The organism is Bacteroides sp. OM08-11 (assembly GCF_003438665.1).
GTDB lineage: Bacteria > Bacteroidota > Bacteroidia > Bacteroidales > Bacteroidaceae > Bacteroides > Bacteroides cutis.
Window position 1 is genome coordinate 144,592 of the sequence record NZ_QSTJ01000009.1, and the last position, 17,849, is coordinate 162,440.

Genomic DNA, 17,849 nt, shown 5'->3' on the forward strand with positions numbered 1-17,849 from the left:
AAGGATCATGTTTACATCCCCCGCTTCATTCATTGAAAAGAGTACATACTTCAGCGCGAACCTCCTTTATAAGATCTTTTGGATCAAGTTTAAGTTGAAGTCCCCGTTGCCCGGCACTGATATATATATAAGGAAATTGCAGACAGGTGTCATGGATATAGGTAGGAAAAGCTTTCTTCATACCTATGGGAGAACAACCGCCACGAATATAACCGGTAAGCGGAAGAAGTTCTTTCATTGGGATAAGGTCGCATTTTTTGTTACCGGAAACTTTGGCAGCCAGTTTTAAATCAACCTCATGTTCACCGGGAATAACACAAACAAAATAACCATTCTTATCTCCGTGAAGTATCAGAGTCTTAAATACTTGCTCGATATTTTCACCCAGACTGGCGGCAACATGTATGGCACTCAAATCGTTTTCGTCGACCTTATAAGGGATAAGGTCGTAAGAAATCCTGGCTTTATCAAGCAGACGAGCTGCATTGGTTTTATTAATTTTCATGAAGTTACGAATTATCAATTTATTTCACCACAGAAGATACAGAGGGCACAGAGATTGTTATTTTAGATTTAATTCTTCTCTCAGGAATTTCGGCGTATACCCCTTCGTGCTTTTTGCCACTTCCTCGGGTGTTCCGAATGAAAGGAGTTCTCCCCCCCCCTTACCACCTTCCGGCCCCATATCAATGATATAATCGGCCATTTTAATGACATCGAGATTATGTTCGATAATGATAACTGTATTTCCTTTATCAACTAACTTATTCAATACATTCATCAAAACACGAATGTCTTCAAAATGGAGTCCTGTCGTCGGTTCGTCAAGGATATATAGAGTTTTACCTGTATCTCGCTTAGAAAGTTCGGTAGCCAGTTTCACACGCTGGCTCTCGCCGCCGGAAAGAGTTGTGGAAGATTGTCCCAACTTGATGTATCCTAAACCAACTTCCTGAATAACTTTGATTTTATTCAAAATCTGAGGAATATTCTCGAAGAACTCTACCGCACGATTGATCGTCATGTCCAGCACATCGGCAATGGATTTTCCTTTGAAACGAACTTCCAAGGTTTCACGATTATAACGCTTACCATGACAGACTTCACACGGGACATATACATCCGGCAAGAAATTCATTTCAATAGTCTTGTAACCATTACCCTGACAAGCTTCACAACGTCCACCGGTAACGTTGAAAGAGAAACGACCGGGTTTGTAACCACGTATCTTGGCCTCGGGCAAACCGACAAACAGATTACGGATATCGGAAAACACTCCCGTATAAGTGGCAGGATTGGAACGTGGTGTACGTCCTAAAGGAGATTGGTCTACATTTACCACTTTATCTATATATTCTATTCCTTCAATACAGTCGTATTCCAACGGATCTTGGAGCGAACGGTAGAACTTTTGGGACAAAATAGGTTGAAGTGTTTCATTTATTAACGTAGATTTACCACTACCCGATACTCCTGTAACACAAATCAACTTACCAAGCGGAAATTCAACGTCTACATTCTTCAGGTTATTCCCTTTTGCACCACGCAGCCAAAGACTATGCCCGTTACCCTCACGACGCCTGGCAGGTAGTTCAATCTTACACTCTCCGTTCAGATACTGAGAAGTCAATGTATGGGTCTGCAACATTTGTTGGGGAGTACCCGCAAAGACTACTTCACCTCCCAGACGTCCGGCCTTCGGCCCCATGTCAATGACGTAATCGGCAGCAAGCATCATATCCTTGTCATGTTCTACAACAATGACGGAATTACCCATATCGCGCAGTTCCTTCAATGAATGGATAAGGCGCTGATTGTCCCGTTGATGCAAACCGATACTCGGTTCATCGAGAATATACAGTACATTCACCAGCTGCGAACCGATCTGTGTAGCCAAACGGATGCGCTGGCTCTCGCCACCGGATAGACTGACGGCACTACGGTCGAGAGACAGATAGTCCAATCCTACATCCAACAAGAATTTAAGACGCGTACGGATTTCTTTCAGAATTTCCACCGCAATCTGCTGCTGCTTATTGCTGAGATAAGGGTCTACCTTTAACAACCAGTCATATAGTTCGTTGATATCCATACTGGAAAGTTGGTAGATATTCTTGTCATGGATGCGATAGGACAAAGCTTCCTTATTCAGTTTGGCACCATGGCATTCCGGACAAACGGTAGTCTTGGCAAACTGTTCCGCCCATTTTTGAGCTGTAGCAGAAGCATCTTTCTCCTGTAACATCTGGATGTACTTCACCACTCCCTCAAAAGTCACAAAATAGTCGGAAGAAGTACCTATCAGTGTACTCTTTATCTTGATACGTTCGTCGGAACCATAAAGGATTTCATCAATGGCATCGTCCGGCAACTCCTTCACCGGAGTTTTTAATGTAGCTTCGTATCTCTCCAGCAATGCGGTTATCTGCCAGAATATCATGCTGTTCTTGGACTTTCCCAAAGGAATGATGGCACCTTCGGCAATAGAAAGGTTACGGTCAGGTATCACCTTATCTATATCTATCTGATTGACTACCCCCAATCCCTTACACTTGGGGCACGCCCCCTGCGGAGAGTTGAAAGAGAAATTATGAGGAGCCGGTTCCCGATAAGATAATCCGGTGACAGGACACATCAGACGTTTACTGTAGTGACGCACCACATCCGCCTGTACATCGAGCACCATCAACAAACCGTCTCCTTGCCGCATAGCAGTGGTAACACTATTTTTCAGACGGGTATCGTCTTTGTCGGTCACTATTAATTTATCAATTACCACTTCCACATCGTGATTTTTATAACGGTCTAGCTTCATACCCGGTAAAGCTTCACGCACTTCACCATCTACACGAACATTTAAATATCCTTTTTTACGTATCTGTTCGAACAGTTCTTTATAATGCCCCTTACGGCTACGAACCAACGGAGCAAGGATATAAATCCGTTTACCTTTATAATCTTTCAGGATAAGATCGATAATTTGCTCCTCTGTGTACTTCACCATTTTCTCACCGGAAAGGTAAGAGTATGCTTCACCCGCACGGGCATATAACAGACGAAGGTAGTCGTACACTTCCGTCGTAGTACCTACCGTAGAACGGGGATTTTTGTTCGTCGTTTTCTGTTCGATGGAGATAACCGGACTCAGTCCTGTAATCTTATCTACATCGGGACGCTCCAGGTTCCCCAGAAAATTACGGGCATAAGCGGAAAAGGTTTCAATATAGCGACGTTGACCTTCAGCAAAAATTGTATCGAACGCCAAGGATGACTTACCGCTACCACTCAGTCCGGTGATGACCGTCAAGCTGTTGCGGGGTATCTCTGCATCAATATCTTTCAGATTGTGTACACGGGCACCGTATACGTTGATATATTCTGTCTCTTCTTGCATACTGCTATTTATGTTCATTAAAATGTGTCAAATGATAAAGGAAAATTTCTTTCACTACAGAAAAACACGGAACGGAAAATTATCACCTATCATTTCAATATTCAACCCAAACTGTCTTTTTATAATCGGGCAAAAGTAACTTTTTTCCTTCTAATATCAGCTGAAATAAAGTATTTTTCAGTTTTGAAATGCACAATATTATTTCTTAACGCATTCCTTTGGTTAAAATGGGACAATATTGTTAACTTTGCAGCTACTTTGGGAAATTGTAAACATAAACCAACGATTACTGAATGAAAACGATTAACCGCATTATCTGCTCCTTACTGCTTGCCGGCGCATGTAGTTTCGGGGTAAACGCACAAGAAAACCAGTCTTATTTTCTACATACCATCGAGAAAGGGCAAAGCCTATATTCTATAGCCAGCATGTACGGTGTAAGCCAGACTGACATCGTGAAATTGAATCCCGGAAGTGATGAGAAAATCTATGTGGGACGTGCTCTACGTATCCCTAAAGCTATAGCCAATCCTCAGAAGGAGACATTCCATACCATCGAAGCCGGTGAAACGCTCTATCGGCTTACCGTAAGATATAACATATCCGCCAAAGCCATCTGTGACGCCAATCCCGGACTGAGTGCCGAGAATTTCCGTATCGGGCAGGTGATCCGTATCCCTTCTGCAACGGAAGCAGGTGTTACTACTAATACAACTGTAAATACTTCTGAACCTACTGAAAGCAGTGATATACAAAAACCAGTACAATCACGTTGCCGTGACATGCACAAAGTGAAACGGAAAGAAACCGTATTCAGCATCAGTCGTGAATATGGTATTACAGAAGCTGAACTGATAGCTGCCAATCCCGAACTGAAAGGTGAAAACAAAATAAAAAAAGGATCGTTCCTCTGTATTCCTTATCCTTCCGTACAGACCCAACAGAATACCCGACCGCAAACTGTACCTTCGAATAGTGAACTATTCAATGAAAACAAAAAAACAGGTGAACGTATCAGTACCATTAAGGCTGCTGTCATTCTTCCCTTCCTGCCGGATGGAGCTACCCGGAGCGAAGCGACAAAAATGGTGGAATATTATGAAGGTTTTTTGATGGCAGTGGATAGTTTGAAGCGTACAGGTATTTCCATTGATCTCTATACATACAGTTCAGGATCGGAAACTGCTTCCCTGAGCTCCATACTCGGCAAGAGCGAAATGAAAGATATGGATATTATCTTCGGGCCATTGCATCAACAGCACATCAAGCCTTTGGCAAACTTTGCCAATAAAAACGGAATACGTCTCGTGATACCGTTTACTTCCAAAGACAATACGGTATTCCGCAATCCTGCCATATATCAAATCAATACGCCACAGTCGTATTTATACTCCGAAGTTTATGACCATTTTGTACGCCAGTTTCCCAATGCAAATGTCATATTCCTTGAAGCAAGTCAAGGAACAAAGGATAAAGCTGATTTCATAAAAGGGCTAAGAGAGGAATTGCGTAACCGTGCCATCCCGGTGAAGACACTGAAAGAGGATGCCAATGTAGAATCACTGAAAGCGGTATTGATGAATGATCGTGAAAACATCTTCATCCCCACTTCGGGCGATAACGTCACGTTGATAAAAACTCTTCCGCAACTCACCATGCTAGTTCGCGAGATGCCCGACAGCCGTATCCATCTTTTCGGATATCCGGAATGGCAAACGTACACCAAAGATCATCTTGAAGCGTTCTTTGAGCTGGATACATATTTCTATTCTTCATTCTATACTAATAACTTATTGCCCGCTGCTGTCAGTTTCACGAAGAATTATCGCAGATGGTATGGTAAGGATATGGACGAACGTTATCCGAAGTTTGGTATGTTGGGATTTGATACAGGCTATTTTTTCCTGAAGGGTTTGTCCCAATATGGTTCAGAACTCGAAAAGAACTTGCAACGGATGGATTTAGTTCCTATCCAAACCGGATTTAAATTCCAACGTGTGAATAATTGGGGAGGATTTATCAACCGAAAAGTATTCTTTGTGCATTTTACCAAGAATTTTGAACTGATAAAACTGGACTTTGATTAATTAGTAACTTGTAATTAAATCGATGAAGCTGAAAACAATTATAGGAACAGTACTATTACTGGGTATCATTGCCCTACCTACAAGTGCACAGATAGGTGAACAACGGCATAATTTCTCTGTAGGTATTAATGGGGGTATTAACCTGAATAGTGTAACCTTCTCACCAAAAGTACGCCAGAAAAATCTGATGGGTATCAATAGCGGTATAACTGCACGTTATATTTCTGAGAAATATTTCAGCATGATTTGTGGTGCGCAAGTGGAATTTAACCTTTCTCAACACGGCTGGGACGAATTTTATGAAGATTTCCCGACTTTACAATATACCCGCAAAATGAACTACCTGGAAATTCCTTTCTTAGCACATTTGGCATTCGGAAAAGACAGGGGTTTACAGTTCTTCATTCATGCCGGTCCGCAAATCGGCTTCTTCTTGAGTGACAGCCGAACGATAAGCGGTAATTGGAAAGATCACCCAAGTATCATAATAGAACAGCACGACAAAGCTGTAGATAATAGATTTGACTATGGTATTACCGGAGGAGCCGGTGTGGAGCTTCGTACTAAAGCCGGTAATTTTCTTGTAGAAGGAAGATATTACTATGCACTTTCCGATTTCTACAATAGCACCAAGAAAGATTATTTCTCACGTTCTGCACATGGAGTAATTACTGCAAAGATTACATATCTGTTCGACCTAAGAAAATAATACACATACCTATAAATAAAAAACAGATGGTGTGTCGAATATTGACCACCATCTGTTTTTTTTATAACGCATCATCTATTATCTCAATCTATCCGCAGCTTTCACCATCAATTCATCCCGATAGATAGCACGGAATGCCAAATAATTCAAAATAATACATATAACGGGAAGACACAAGGCCCAACCCAACTGAAAATTCATCGCATCCAAGTCATTCTTCAACATAAACATGAACACGAAGAAAGCAATGTAATAACCTATCAGCAAAAGACTACTGAATATAGTCATACGCACCTGCAACATGCGATTACGGAACAGAAAAATAGTGCAGAAAGCAATAATTGCACTCAACAAAAGTATACCGAACAACCCCCATGTAGACTGAAAAGTACCATTAGCTAACGTTACGCCCAACGGCTTGAATATATGGGTTGTCACTCCGTCCGTACCGATATACTGTCCTACCGGCAGACAAATTGCCACTACCAGCAGAATAGTTACCAACAATAAATAAACGGATTGAATACGTTGTATCATTACTGCAATTTTTCTTTTTCCTTTGCAGGATTACGATAATATACCTTACCTTCTATATATTCTTGTGTAGCAATCAAAGTCGGTTTCGGCAATTTTTCATAATAGCGTGAAATCTCAATTTGTTCACGGTTCTCGAATACTTCTTCCAGATTGTCATTGTAAGAAGCAAACTCCGCCAATTTCTTAGAAAGATCGTTCTTGATTTCAACACTAATCTGATTGGCGCGTTTACCAATAATAGCTACGGTTTCGTATACATTACCGGTATCCTCACACAACTCCATCATATCACGAGTAACCGTAGTAGAAGGAGCATTTGTCTTTCTGTAATCCATAAATTTCTATCTAATTTAATTTACTATCAATTATATTTTCTCTATTCTCAGTCTTTCAAAATCTTTTGCGCTTCCTTGAAAATGCGATCGGCATCTTTCATGTATTTACTCTCGGGAAATTCATTTTTAAAAGCATAATATTCGTCCACCGTTTCGCGATAACGTTCAGCCTTCTTATCTTCTACACTATATACTGCCATTTCATATTTGGCACGCAGAATAAGGATAGACAAATCTTCACGCAGATTGGTATAAGGATAATCCTTCAATGCATTTTGCGCAGTTATAACACATGATTCGTAGTTATTACCCAAATAATTCCCTAAATTATAATATAACTTAGCCGAAAGGTATTCTTTCATCACCAACTTGTCTTGAAGAGCGAATACCATGGTTTGAGCTTCCTCTTTCTTAGTACTTTGAGGAAAATATTCAAGAAACATCTGTAACTGCTGAATGGCACTGTAAGTGCCCGATTGGTCGAGACGAGGTTCCGGGGTATCCAAATACAAAGCTTTTCCGGCATGGAAACGTGCTAATTCAGCAAATGTACCACGAGGATAAACATTATAATATTGAATGAAAGTTTGAGCAGCGGTTTGATAATCTTTCTGGTTATAGTAACTCATACCCAACATATATAGAGATTCCTCTGCATTAAGGGTACCTTTTAGAATAGCAATCAATTCATTCAACAAGGTGGCAGCACGGTTGTACTGTCCTTTTGCAAAATAATTCTTTGCCGCTTCGTACTTGTATTCGTAATCGGTGCTTTTCAGCAACTTGTTGTATTCTCCACACGAGGAGAGCAGCAGTGCTGCAAGCAGAGTTATTAGGATGTTCTTTTTCATTACTTTTATTCAAATAATGTGCAAAGATAGAGGTTCGCATCGAATAAAGCAACGATACGAACCTTAATTTTTCAAAAAGCAGACAAACGGGGCAAGATTATCGACCAATAGAGATTATAATCTATACAAATCGCTTGCTGCAAGTAAATCCACTTTCTTTTCCGTTAACACACGAATACAGTTCTCCATGTCGTTAGGACGGATGATAACATTGGCAGTCTGACCGTTGGCAAAAGAATACATGTATTCAATGAATACTCCTTCATCAGACAGACAACGAAGTACTTTCGCCAACGAACCGGGAATATTGGGACAACTAATACCTACAACATCAGTAACATTGACTGCAAAATGATTATCTTTTAAAGCCTTATATGCTTTATCAGGTTCAGAAACAATACCACGAAGAATACCGAAATCAGCATTCTCAGCAATGCAAAGAGCAGAAAGGTTAACGCCTTCTCTAGCCAGAACTTCCGTTACTTCCGTAAGGCGACCGGACTTATTCTCCAGAAAAATAGAAAGTTGTTTTGCTACCATGGGATTAAGTTTTAAATTATAGTTTACGATTATCAATTACACGTTTGGCTTTACCTACGCTACGCTCTATGCTGCGAGGTTCCACCAACCGGACATCTACTCCCAGACCAAGTACGCTTTGCAGGCGTGCGGTTAGTTTCTTTTTCAACGCCAGCATCTTATTGATTTCGTCTGAATAGAATTCGGGACGGACTTCAACCTGTAACTCCATGGTATCAGTGTTATTTTTACGATCAACCAACAAAAGATAGTGCGGTTCAAATTCGGGCATTTCAAGAATTACAGATTCGATCTGCGTCGGGAATACATTAACGCCACGGATAATCAACATATCGTCGCTACGTCCAAGAATACGATCCATACGAACCAAAGTACGACCACAAGGACATGTGTCATAGTGCAATGCGGTTAAATCTTTAGTACGGTAGCGCAACAGGGGCATCCCTTCCTTGGTAAGATGGGTAAATACCAACTCCCCTGTTTCACCGGGAGCTACGGGTTCCAGCGTCTTCGGATCTACAATCTCAGGAAAATAATGGTCTTCGTTAAGATGTGTACCATTCTGGCACTCACACTCGTACCCCACACCCGGACCGGCTATTTCACTCAGTCCATAAATATCGTAAGCTTTAATACCCAATTTAGTTTCAATATCACGACGCATATTCTCCGTCCACGGTTCAGCACCAAAAGCACCAATTCGCAATTTAAATTCTTCACGGGGAAAACCGGAATCTTTTATAGCATCAGCCAGATAAAGAGCGTATGAAGGAGTACAACAGAGTACTGTCGAGCCGAAATCATGCATCAATGTAATCTGCTTTTCCGTATTTCCACTAGACATAGGAATAACGGAAGCACCTATATTTTCAGCACCGGCATGAGCTCCCAAACCTCCGGTAAAGAGTCCGTATCCGTAGGACACCTGAAAGAAATCCGAGCTATCTGCACCGTAAGCCGTAAAAGCACGGGAAAGACATTCGGACCAAGCCGAAAGGTCTTTACGGGTATATCCCACTACCGTAGGCTTTCCGGTAGTACCGGAAGAGGCATGGATACGTACAATTTGACTCATTGGAACAGCACATAGTCCGAAAGGATAATTATCCCGCAGATCATATTTAGTGGTAAAAGGAAGTTTTACGATATCATCAATGCTGTTGATATCATCAGGAGTAATACCTAATTCCTGCATTTTCTTACGATAGAAAGGAGTATCATGATATACACGCTCCACAGTCTTCTTGAGACGAATACCCTGAATTTTGCGAAGACTTTCGCGATCCATGCATTCGATATTTTCATTCCAAATCATGTTCTTCGTTGTATTACATTATATGGTTGTTATTAACTTAATTGCACTTTCTTTGCCGCAAAGTAAACAAATTATTTTGTTTATCTCAAAGATTTTACCGAATATTGCCGCTCCTAAAGAGAGAAAATGAATAAATTTGAATTAACATCTGCCTATAAGCCTACCGGCGATCAGCCGGAAGCCATCGCCCAACTGACCGAAGGTATACAGGAAGGAGTTCCTGCACAGACCTTACTGGGTGTTACAGGATCGGGAAAAACGTTTACTATCGCCAACGTCATTGCTAATGTCAATAAACCAACTTTGATATTAAGTCATAACAAAACTTTGGCAGCGCAACTTTACAGCGAATTCAAGGGATTTTTCCCCAATAATGCCGTAGAGTATTATGTATCTTATTATGATTACTACCAGCCCGAAGCTTATCTGCCGTCTTCGGATACCTATATAGAAAAAGATCTTGCCATCAACGATGAGATAGATAAACTCCGTCTTGCAGCTACCTCTGCCCTACTTTCCGGCCGGAAAGATGTAGTAGTGGTTTCTTCGGTATCATGCATCTACGGTATGGGAAATCCGGCAGATTTCTACAACAATGTAATTGAAGTGCAGCAGGGTAAAATGTTTAGCCGTAATGTATTTCTGAGACGTTTGGTAGACAGTCTCTATGTTCGTAACGACATTGACCTTAACCGTGGTAATTTCCGGGTAAAGGGTGATACGGTGGATATCTATCTGGCATATGCCGACAACTTACTACGCATTGTTTTCTGGGGAGACGAAATAGACAGTATCGAAGAAGTAGATCCGATAAGCGGGGTGACCCTGGCCCAATTCGATGCTTACAAAATCTATCCCGCCAACCTCTTTATGACAACAAAAGAGGCTACTCTGCGAGCCATTCATCAGATAGAAGACGATCTGCACAAGCAAGTGCAATGGTTTGAGAATGAAGGACGTCCGTTCGAAGCCAAACGTCTGCAGGAACGTGTGACATATGACATGGAAATGATACGCGAATTAGGTCACTGTTCAGGCATCGAAAACTATTCGCGATATTTTGACGGCCGTGATGCGGGTACTCGCCCTTACTGTCTGCTTGATTTCTTCCCTGATGATTTTCTGATTGTCATTGATGAAAGTCACGTCAGTGTGCCGCAGATACGTGCCATGTACGGTGGTGACCGTGCCCGTAAAACCAATCTTGTGGAATATGGTTTTCGCTTGCCTGCCGCTATGGATAACCGTCCGTTAAAATTCGATGAATTCGAGTCAATGGCAAAGCAGGTAATCTATGTCAGCGCTACTCCTGCCGACTATGAGTTGATACAGTCGGAAGGTGTTGTTGTGGAGCAGGTCATCCGCCCCACAGGATTGCTCGACCCGATTATTGAAGTTCGTCCCAGCCACAACCAGATAGATGACTTGATGGAAGAGATCCAACTGCGCATCGAACGGAATGAGCGTACCCTTGTCACCACGTTGACCAAACGTATGGCAGAGGAATTGACGGAATATCTACTGAATAACAACGTAAAGTGTAACTATATCCACAGTGATGTAGATACACTGGAACGTGTAAAGATTATGAGTGATTTACGTGAGGGTGAATACGACGTACTTGTCGGCGTGAACCTATTGCGTGAAGGTCTTGATTTACCGGAAGTGTCTCTCGTCGCTATTTTGGATGCAGACAAGGAAGGTTTCTTGCGTTCCCACCGTTCACTGACACAGACTGCCGGACGTGCTGCCCGTAATGTAAACGGCATGGTCATCATGTACGCCGACAAAATAACGGAAAGTATGCAACTGACTATTGACGAGACGAACCGCCGCCGTGAAAAACAGTTGAAGTATAACGAGGAACACGGCATCACACCTCAACAAATCAAGAAAGCGAAAAATCTCAATGTATTTGCTACAGCAGAAGGATCAGCAGAAACAGTTTCAGGTAAAGACAAACCTTCAGGTAGTGTTCCACGCCCATACATTGAACAGGAAGAAGCTACTGCTGTTGCTGCCGATCCGATAGTCCAATACATGAGTCGTTCCCAATTGGAAAAAAGTATCGAACGTACCAAAAAACTTATGCAGGAAGCAGCCAAGAAACTCGATTTCATCCAAGCAGCGCAATATCGCGACGAGGTGCTGAAAATGGAGGAGTTATTAAAAGAAAAAGTAGAGTAACACCCCTAATAACATACTTGCCACAAAACAGATTTCCAAGATGTTTGTTATATCTTCATTTAGAATATTAACCCTTTAAATTAATAAGATAATGAAGGTAAAATTAGGAATGGTAGCAACAACCGCATTAGCTGCGCTACTTTCAACAAACGTACAACAGGTTGAAGCATGTACCCGTGCTACATACATCGGTCCGGACAATATGGTTATTACCGGTCGCACCATGGACTGGAAAGAAGATATCATGAGTAATATCTATGTATTTCCGCGAGGTATACAAAGAACCGGATATAACAAGGGGAAAACAGTAAATTGGACTTCCCAATATGGTAGTGTCATTGCTACAGGTTACGACATAGGCACTTGCGACGGCATGAACGAAAAAGGGCTGGTTGCCAGTCTGCTATTCTTGCCAGAATCTATTTATGACTGTCCCGGAGATACTCGCCCGATAATGGGTATCAGTATCTGGACGCAATATGTTCTTGATAACTTTGCCACCGTGCGCGAAGCTGTGGACGAATTGAAAAAAGAATCCTTTCGCATCGATGCACCCATGATGCCTAATGGCTCCGCTTCTACCCTGCACATGGCAATCACAGATGCTACCGGAAATACTGCCGTCCTGGAATATCTGAATGGTAAATTGGATATTCACGAAGGTAAAGAATATCAGGTAATGACAAATTCCCCCAGATACGAACTGCAATTAGCCGTCAACAACTATTGGAAAGAAGTGGGTGGATTGAACATGCTTCCGGGCACCAACCGCTCAAGCGACCGTTTTGTACGCGCCTCTTTCTATATACACGCCATTCCGCAGACCAATGATGCCAAGATTGCCGTTCCCAGTGTGCTGAGCGTCATGCGCAATGTATCCGTACCTTATGGGATTACTACCCCGGACAAACCTTACATTTCATCTACCCGTTGGCGTTCCGTCTCCGACCAAAAGAATAAGGTTTATTACTTCGAGTCCACCTTAACTCCCAACCTCTTTTGGCTCGACCTGAACAAGATTGATTTCAGCCCGAAAGCCGGCATCAAGAAATTAGCCCTCACCGGTGGAGAAATTTACGCAGGCGACGCGGTGAAGGATTTAAAGGATAGTAAATCATTTACGTTCTTGTTTCAGACACCTATAATGTAGACTAATGCGTACTTATAACCAAGTCCTCTCATGGCATAGTATATATGGTTCCGCAAAAGTGGTTTCACAATTAATATGTAGCCTCCGTTAATAATGAAAAAAGGTATATTTTAGTTAATGCTTACTGAGATATGATGAGGTAAGATAAACTAAATAAAGCAGCCGGAATTACTCAAACTGAGCAATCCCGGCTGCTGCCTAAAACAAAATAACCGCTGTTACCTGTCGTTTATTATAAAAATATCACTCTAAATATGTAGAAGAAACTCTTTGTTTACATACCACTGCTGGTGCTCCCAATTCTTCTCGCTCTAATACATCAATAAATCCCTCCTGTTCCAACTCGAAGAGTGCGGGATATACCCGCAGTTTGTCAGCACCGGAATTTTGAATGATATCCTCTACCCTAATCTCTCCTAAAAAAGAATTTATGTAGTCTATGATTTTCTGAGTATCAATTACTTTATAATTCATCTTTATTTTACAGCTATACTTTTAACAACTCTACCTTTTTCTTAAATTTTTCTGCTATATTTTTCCAACTATAACGGTCCAAAACCAGATGAGCAGGAGCTATAGATGTTTTGCTCAATAATTCGTCTAGATTAATACAGGTATCATAAGGATCTATGTAATACACCGATCCTTGAAATATCTCCGGTAAACAAGAAGTATTAGCTACTATAACTTTTGCCCCTAAAGATAAAGCCTCTAAAGGAGGAATACCGAAACCCTCGTGGATAGAAGGAAAAATAAAAGCCTTACAATACTTATATAAAGACACTATTTCATTATCAGACACATACCCTAACCATTGTACATTAGGTACACTTTCTATATCAATTTTACTATTTTTTACTTTTCTACCACTAACTACAAAACACTGATCCAAATGTTTTTGAGCATAATTCAATATCCATCGTATATTCTTGTTATAATTGATATTTCCCAATATAAAAAAGAATTCACCTTTTTGTAAACAGTTTTTTTGTAAAATAGAATCATCAGGAGAAATTGCCTTGATATGTTGCCACGCATTACCTAAAACTGAAATACGAGATTTATCTTTTATATTGTAAGTATCTATAATACTATATTTAGAAAAATAAGAAACTGTAAATATATGACATCCACTCTTTACTGCTTGATAAAAAAGGAAACGATGCCAAATAACAGATAAGCGTCCATAAAATGTTTTAAAGAATTCTGGATGTGTCTTATAAGCTACGTCATGTATGCAAATAATGTTGGGATAAAGTATAGGTTGGCTATTGCATAAACTAATGAGAATGCTCTTTTTACGATAAACAAAACGGAATAAATCCCATTGTTCCCAAAGCAATCCCTTGGCATTACCATATTTAATTACTTCTATATTCCTCAATTCGGGGATTTCTTCCACATATTGCGGCATTACTATTGCATATTCATTAGGAGCTGAAATTATATCCAATTCATTCACTAATTCTCTTGCAAACCGTTGGACACCCGTAACCTTCTGTGAATAAAAAAAACCATTTATAACTTTCATATCATACAAATTATATCCGTTTCTTCAGTAGACGAGCCGGTACTCCTCCCCAAATTTCATACTCTCCTATATTTTTAGTCACAACAGCACCTGCAGCAATAATAGAACCTTTACCGATATGACACTCAGGCATTATTATTACCCTTGCACCTATCCATACGTCATCTTCAATAATCGTCACCTTATTCTGTTCTGATCCTTGAAAACACATAGGCATATCAATTCTATCAAATTTATGATTTCCCCCTACAATATAAAGATAAGGAGCAATCATAACAAAATTTCCAATTTTTGTATTTGGTGGAATTATTGCCCCTTCACCAATTCCTGAATAATTACCTATTTCAATATCCATTCCCTTTCCGAAATTTACACATCGATTTATAGTACTTACCTTACCCATTTTCCGGAATATTCTTCTACATAGAAATAACCTTATTTTGTTGGATATTGTACCAATTACGGGAATATATGAATTTGGCAAAAAATTGGCAAAGCCATAAAAAAGCACTAAACATAAATATTTTAAAATCATCACATAAATCATAAAAAAAACAATCTTTTGAATTTAGACTCAAAGAAATCGTATTTGAAAAAATAATAAAATATCCGGCAACTCATTAATAATCGCCTTAATCGAAAAAGTTTAGGTTCTACAAGAAATCTCCAAACACCTTCTAAACCATATCTTTGTACTAGAAGCGGTGCACGTTTCACCCGTCCGGAAACGAAGTCAAATGTTCCCCCACACCCAATGATATATTTAACGCCTATCTTTGCTAAACTACTCAAATTATCATCAGCCCAAAACTCCTGCTTTCCCATCCCAAATCCCACAAATAATATCTCTGGAGAAAAGATTTTTATACTTGAAAGCATAGAACCATTAATCTCGTTTTTAAACGGATAAGGAGAGTATTCTGGAGAATATCCTCCAATGACCAATCGAGGATACTTCATTCTTAATTGAATCAATGCTCCTTCATTCGATTTATCATTTCCGCCAAGAAGGAATACTCTATAATTATTAGTTTCTGCCCATGAGCAATAATCATAAATAATATCCGATCCAGACAGTTTCTCTATTTTCACTGATGAAGATACTATTCTACAAAGCCATAAAGGAATTTGTCCATCAATTGTGGAAATATTCTCAGATATTATTTTTTTCAATCGACCATCTGACTGTGAACGGACAATAGCCTCCGCATTTACCGTTACAACGATTTTAGCTCCTTTATTTTCTTGAAATAAATCTTGCTTACTTAAACAATTTATATCTATATTACAGATTTTCATTTATTTTTATTTAATAAAAAATCGAACAATCGTTTCAATACCATATCTGATTTGTATTCCGATGCTGTTTGATAAGCAGCTTTCATAAAGATTTGCTTTTCTGATATTGAGAGTTTTAAATAACTCTCAATTTTATTAGCCAGATCCTTTTCATCACCAGGCTTAAAGAAAAAACCGTTAACGCCCTCTTTTATATAGTCTTGTAATCCTCCTATTCGCGAGCCAACAATAGGAGTACTAGATGCCATAGCTTCCAAACCAACCAAGCCTAAACTCTCCACAAGTTTTGTAGGGAACACAAAAAGATCTATTTTATCATATATTTCAGGTAGTTCCGTATACGGTTGACGCCCTAATCTTTTAATATCCAATAATTCCAACTGTTGCATTTGCTTGTTAAGAAGAGGTTCTTGAGTACCTCCTCCTACTAATAGTACTTTAACTTTCACATCCCTATCTTTTAAAATCTTAATAGCATTTAGAAATGTATCCCATCCTTTCCCTCTTTCTATTCTAGAGACATATCCTATCGTCATTTTTTTTTCTAATTTATTGTTGAAAAATCTTTCTTTATAGAATATGGGTGTAACACCACTTGATGGCGATACAATAAATTTATGTGGCTTAATTTCAGGAAGCATCTTTATAGCAATTTCTTTGAAAAAATAGGATGGAACAACTATATATTTGGCACGGCGAAGAAGGGGTTTGGATATTCTCAATAAAAAATTCGCCAACTTTCCAACAACCAATAAATCCTCACCGTGAATATTGAATACTAAATTTAATGGTCTAAAAAAACGAACTAATAATATTGGAATCGAAGCATGAGTTATGAAATGAACATATATCAAATCATATTTATGAAAAAGTAATTTTTTTATTATTAGAGCATAAAAAAAAATATATTTATATAGTTTATAAATAAAATATCTCGGTTGCCCTTTAAGTAAACATACATCAACCTTTGTAGCTGTAGGATATTTTCTTAACTCATCAATAAAGTTTTTTACAAAAGTTCCATGATAAGGAGTTTTCTTATCAGGATACAAATTTGAAATTACTAAAATTTTCATCTACAAATAAACATTTATCAGATTTTATAAAAGTCAACGAATTAGCTAAAGCTGTAAACAGTCCTGCCATAGCAGAAAAAATAATATGTCCTGCAAAAAAAGACATTGATATGATTAGAAAGTTTGAAAAAGCGATGATTATTCCTAAAGGATTATTATTCCTACTTTTGATTGAATGAATTAATAAATAGAAAAAGAAAGAATAAACAGCCACTAACCCTATATAACCATAATTAAGTAATGTATCGAAAGGATCCATTTCTACCGTTCTATTCCCTCCTAATCCCATAAATTGATTGATTATATCAGAACTAAAAAATGTTTCTTTTTCCACATTCCAAAATTCATGCCGACCAGAAAAAATCAAATTGGCTATTCCTCCCTTTTCAAAAGAATATAGCCATCGATTTAGTAGATCATATGTTTCAAAAGTATTAACAATATAAACAACAGCACTTAATACAACTGTTGCCATAAATATCATTATAATAATTTTTTCCTTGAATTTTCCTAAAATATACGGTACAATAAAAACTGATATTACTGTTATTAATATAGCAGCTTTAGTTCCTAATAAAACAGAAACTATAATTAATAAAATACCAAAAAGAGAGTATATAATTTTACTACATCTCTGATATGTAATAAAAAGAAATAAAGGGAAAAGAAATGCTATAATTCCAGCAATTTCATTTCCTGCATAAAAAAAGCCTTTATAACCATATCCTTCACTTGCCTCTAAGGTATAAGTATGATAGCCAAATCCTAATAATCCAATACTAATATTAGCTATTAACACTATAAAATTCACTAACAAAACCCTATATACATACTTAAT

General features: G+C 39.1%; 17 protein-coding genes. 4 read left to right on the forward strand and 13 right to left on the reverse strand.

What is annotated here, in order from left to right; all coding sequences use genetic code 11:
* Window positions 1-25: 25 nt before the first annotated feature.
* Both ybaK and uvrA read right to left on the reverse strand, forming a co-directional pair.
* Window positions 26-505, reverse strand: a complete 480-nt coding sequence (gene ybaK / locus DXC10_RS14940) for a Cys-tRNA(Pro) deacylase (protein ID WP_117738278.1) — start codon at window positions 503-505, stop codon at window positions 26-28.
* 57 nt (window positions 506-562) lie between these two features.
* Window positions 563-3,394, reverse strand: coding sequence for an excinuclease ABC subunit UvrA (uvrA, locus tag DXC10_RS14945; RefSeq protein ID WP_117738279.1), 2,832 nt, complete (start codon window positions 3,392-3,394; stop codon window positions 563-565).
* A 293-nt stretch (window positions 3,395-3,687) separates the two neighbouring features.
* Here uvrA and DXC10_RS14955 point away from each other — a divergent pair, with 293 nt between their 5' ends.
* Window positions 3,688-5,481 (forward strand): LysM peptidoglycan-binding domain-containing protein, encoded by a 1,794-nt coding sequence (locus DXC10_RS14955; protein ID WP_101542632.1) that lies wholly within the window; start codon window positions 3,688-3,690, stop codon window positions 5,479-5,481.
* Between the two features lie 22 nt (window positions 5,482-5,503).
* The gene (locus DXC10_RS14960) at window positions 5,504-6,190 is read left to right on the forward strand and encodes a porin family protein (protein WP_101542631.1); all 687 of its coding nucleotides are present in this window, start codon (window positions 5,504-5,506) and stop codon (window positions 6,188-6,190) included.
* A gap of 78 nt (window positions 6,191-6,268) precedes the next feature.
* On the opposite strand, the gene DXC10_RS14965 is transcribed toward DXC10_RS14960, so the two are convergent.
* The 5 genes from DXC10_RS14965 to DXC10_RS14985 all read right to left on the reverse strand — a co-directional run bounded on the left by DXC10_RS14965 (window position 6,269) and on the right by DXC10_RS14985 (window position 9,768).
* Complete coding sequence (locus tag DXC10_RS14965) at window positions 6,269-6,727, reverse strand: DUF4293 domain-containing protein (protein WP_101542630.1); 459 nt, start codon at window positions 6,725-6,727, stop codon at window positions 6,269-6,271.
* Entirely contained in the window at window positions 6,727-7,062 is a 336-nt protein-coding gene (locus tag DXC10_RS14970; protein WP_101542629.1) for a DNA-directed RNA polymerase subunit omega, read from the reverse strand. Before DXC10_RS14970 ends, DXC10_RS14965 begins: the two co-directional genes overlap by 1 nt.
* 47 nt (window positions 7,063-7,109) lie before the next feature.
* Window positions 7,110-7,913: an outer membrane protein assembly factor BamD gene (locus DXC10_RS14975; protein ID WP_101542628.1), complete on the reverse strand. Its 804-nt coding sequence runs from the start codon at window positions 7,911-7,913 to the stop codon at window positions 7,110-7,112.
* A 114-nt stretch (window positions 7,914-8,027) separates the two neighbouring features.
* Window positions 8,028-8,453, reverse strand: coding sequence for an amino acid-binding protein (locus DXC10_RS14980; RefSeq protein WP_101542627.1), 426 nt, complete (start codon window positions 8,451-8,453; stop codon window positions 8,028-8,030).
* A gap of 16 nt (window positions 8,454-8,469) precedes the next feature.
* Window positions 8,470-9,768: a phenylacetate--CoA ligase family protein gene (locus tag DXC10_RS14985; protein ID WP_101542626.1), complete on the reverse strand. Its 1,299-nt coding sequence runs from the start codon at window positions 9,766-9,768 to the stop codon at window positions 8,470-8,472.
* A gap of 126 nt (window positions 9,769-9,894) precedes the next feature.
* Here DXC10_RS14985 and uvrB point away from each other — a divergent pair, with 126 nt between their 5' ends.
* Together uvrB and DXC10_RS15000 are read left to right on the forward strand one after the other, a co-directional pair.
* The gene (gene uvrB / locus DXC10_RS14995) at window positions 9,895-11,955 is read left to right on the forward strand and encodes an excinuclease ABC subunit UvrB (RefSeq protein WP_101542625.1); all 2,061 of its coding nucleotides are present in this window, start codon (window positions 9,895-9,897) and stop codon (window positions 11,953-11,955) included.
* A 91-nt stretch (window positions 11,956-12,046) separates the two neighbouring features.
* Window positions 12,047-13,105 (forward strand): linear amide C-N hydrolase, encoded by a 1,059-nt coding sequence (locus DXC10_RS15000; protein WP_101542624.1) that lies wholly within the window; start codon window positions 12,047-12,049, stop codon window positions 13,103-13,105.
* Between the two features lie 243 nt (window positions 13,106-13,348).
* Here the strand turns inward: DXC10_RS15000 and DXC10_RS15005 are convergent, their stop codons facing one another.
* The 6 genes from DXC10_RS15005 to DXC10_RS15030 are packed head-to-tail and all read right to left on the reverse strand — an operon-like array spanning window position 13,349 to window position 17,810.
* Window positions 13,349-13,579, reverse strand: coding sequence for a hypothetical protein (locus DXC10_RS15005; protein ID WP_187120685.1), 231 nt, complete (start codon window positions 13,577-13,579; stop codon window positions 13,349-13,351).
* 13 nt (window positions 13,580-13,592) lie between these two features.
* Window positions 13,593-14,636, reverse strand: a complete 1,044-nt coding sequence (locus DXC10_RS15010; RefSeq protein ID WP_117738281.1) for a glycosyltransferase family 1 protein — start codon at window positions 14,634-14,636, stop codon at window positions 13,593-13,595.
* Between the two features lie 10 nt (window positions 14,637-14,646).
* Window positions 14,647-15,183 carry an acyltransferase gene (locus DXC10_RS15015; RefSeq protein ID WP_233519976.1) on the reverse strand — a complete coding sequence of 179 codons (537 nt, stop codon included), beginning with the start codon at window positions 15,181-15,183 and terminating at the stop codon, window positions 14,647-14,649.
* Window positions 15,180-15,935 (reverse strand): WecB/TagA/CpsF family glycosyltransferase, encoded by a 756-nt coding sequence (locus DXC10_RS15020; RefSeq protein WP_117738282.1) that lies wholly within the window; start codon window positions 15,933-15,935, stop codon window positions 15,180-15,182. The genes DXC10_RS15015 and DXC10_RS15020 overlap by 4 nt, the downstream gene beginning before the upstream one ends.
* On the reverse strand, window positions 15,932-17,011 hold the full coding sequence (locus DXC10_RS15025) for a glycosyltransferase family 4 protein (protein WP_117738284.1): 1,080 nt from the start codon (window positions 17,009-17,011) through the stop codon (window positions 15,932-15,934). The genes DXC10_RS15020 and DXC10_RS15025 overlap by 4 nt, the downstream gene beginning before the upstream one ends.
* Window positions 16,977-17,810 carry an O-antigen ligase family protein gene (locus DXC10_RS15030; protein WP_158557878.1) on the reverse strand — a complete coding sequence of 278 codons (834 nt, stop codon included), beginning with the start codon at window positions 17,808-17,810 and terminating at the stop codon, window positions 16,977-16,979. The genes DXC10_RS15025 and DXC10_RS15030 overlap by 35 nt, the downstream gene beginning before the upstream one ends.
* Between the last annotated feature and the right edge of the window lie 39 nt (window positions 17,811-17,849).

What these genes read in the sequence shown, in the direction of transcription:
- uvrA (WP_117738279.1), bottom strand. Translation starts at nt 3,394, where the DNA reads ATGCAAGAAGAGACAGAATATATCAACGTATACGGTGCCCGTGTACAC.
- uvrB (WP_101542625.1), top strand. Translation starts at nt 9,895, where the DNA reads ATGAATAAATTTGAATTAACATCTGCCTATAAGCCTACCGGCGATCAG.
- DXC10_RS15005 (WP_187120685.1), bottom strand. Translation starts at nt 13,579, where the DNA reads ATGAATTATAAAGTAATTGATACTCAGAAAATCATAGACTACATAAAT.
- DXC10_RS15025 (WP_117738284.1), bottom strand. Translation starts at nt 17,011, where the DNA reads ATGAAAATTTTAGTAATTTCAAATTTGTATCCTGATAAGAAAACTCCT.
- DXC10_RS14985 (WP_101542626.1), bottom strand. Translation starts at nt 9,768, where the DNA reads ATGATTTGGAATGAAAATATCGAATGCATGGATCGCGAAAGTCTTCGC.
- DXC10_RS15015 (WP_233519976.1), bottom strand. Translation starts at nt 15,183, where the DNA reads ATGATTTATGTGATGATTTTAAAATATTTATGTTTAGTGCTTTTTTAT.
- DXC10_RS15020 (WP_117738282.1), bottom strand. Translation starts at nt 15,935, where the DNA reads ATGAAAATCTGTAATATAGATATAAATTGTTTAAGTAAGCAAGATTTA.
- DXC10_RS14955 (WP_101542632.1), top strand. Translation starts at nt 3,688, where the DNA reads ATGAAAACGATTAACCGCATTATCTGCTCCTTACTGCTTGCCGGCGCA.
- DXC10_RS15010 (WP_117738281.1), bottom strand. Translation starts at nt 14,636, where the DNA reads ATGAAAGTTATAAATGGTTTTTTTTATTCACAGAAGGTTACGGGTGTC.
- DXC10_RS15000 (WP_101542624.1), top strand. Translation starts at nt 12,047, where the DNA reads ATGAAGGTAAAATTAGGAATGGTAGCAACAACCGCATTAGCTGCGCTA.
- DXC10_RS14980 (WP_101542627.1), bottom strand. Translation starts at nt 8,453, where the DNA reads ATGGTAGCAAAACAACTTTCTATTTTTCTGGAGAATAAGTCCGGTCGC.
- DXC10_RS14965 (WP_101542630.1), bottom strand. Translation starts at nt 6,727, where the DNA reads ATGATACAACGTATTCAATCCGTTTATTTATTGTTGGTAACTATTCTG.
- ybaK (WP_117738278.1), bottom strand. Translation starts at nt 505, where the DNA reads ATGAAAATTAATAAAACCAATGCAGCTCGTCTGCTTGATAAAGCCAGG.
- DXC10_RS14975 (WP_101542628.1), bottom strand. Translation starts at nt 7,913, where the DNA reads ATGAAAAAGAACATCCTAATAACTCTGCTTGCAGCACTGCTGCTCTCC.
- DXC10_RS14970 (WP_101542629.1), bottom strand. Translation starts at nt 7,062, where the DNA reads ATGGATTACAGAAAGACAAATGCTCCTTCTACTACGGTTACTCGTGAT.
- DXC10_RS14960 (WP_101542631.1), top strand. Translation starts at nt 5,504, where the DNA reads ATGAAGCTGAAAACAATTATAGGAACAGTACTATTACTGGGTATCATT.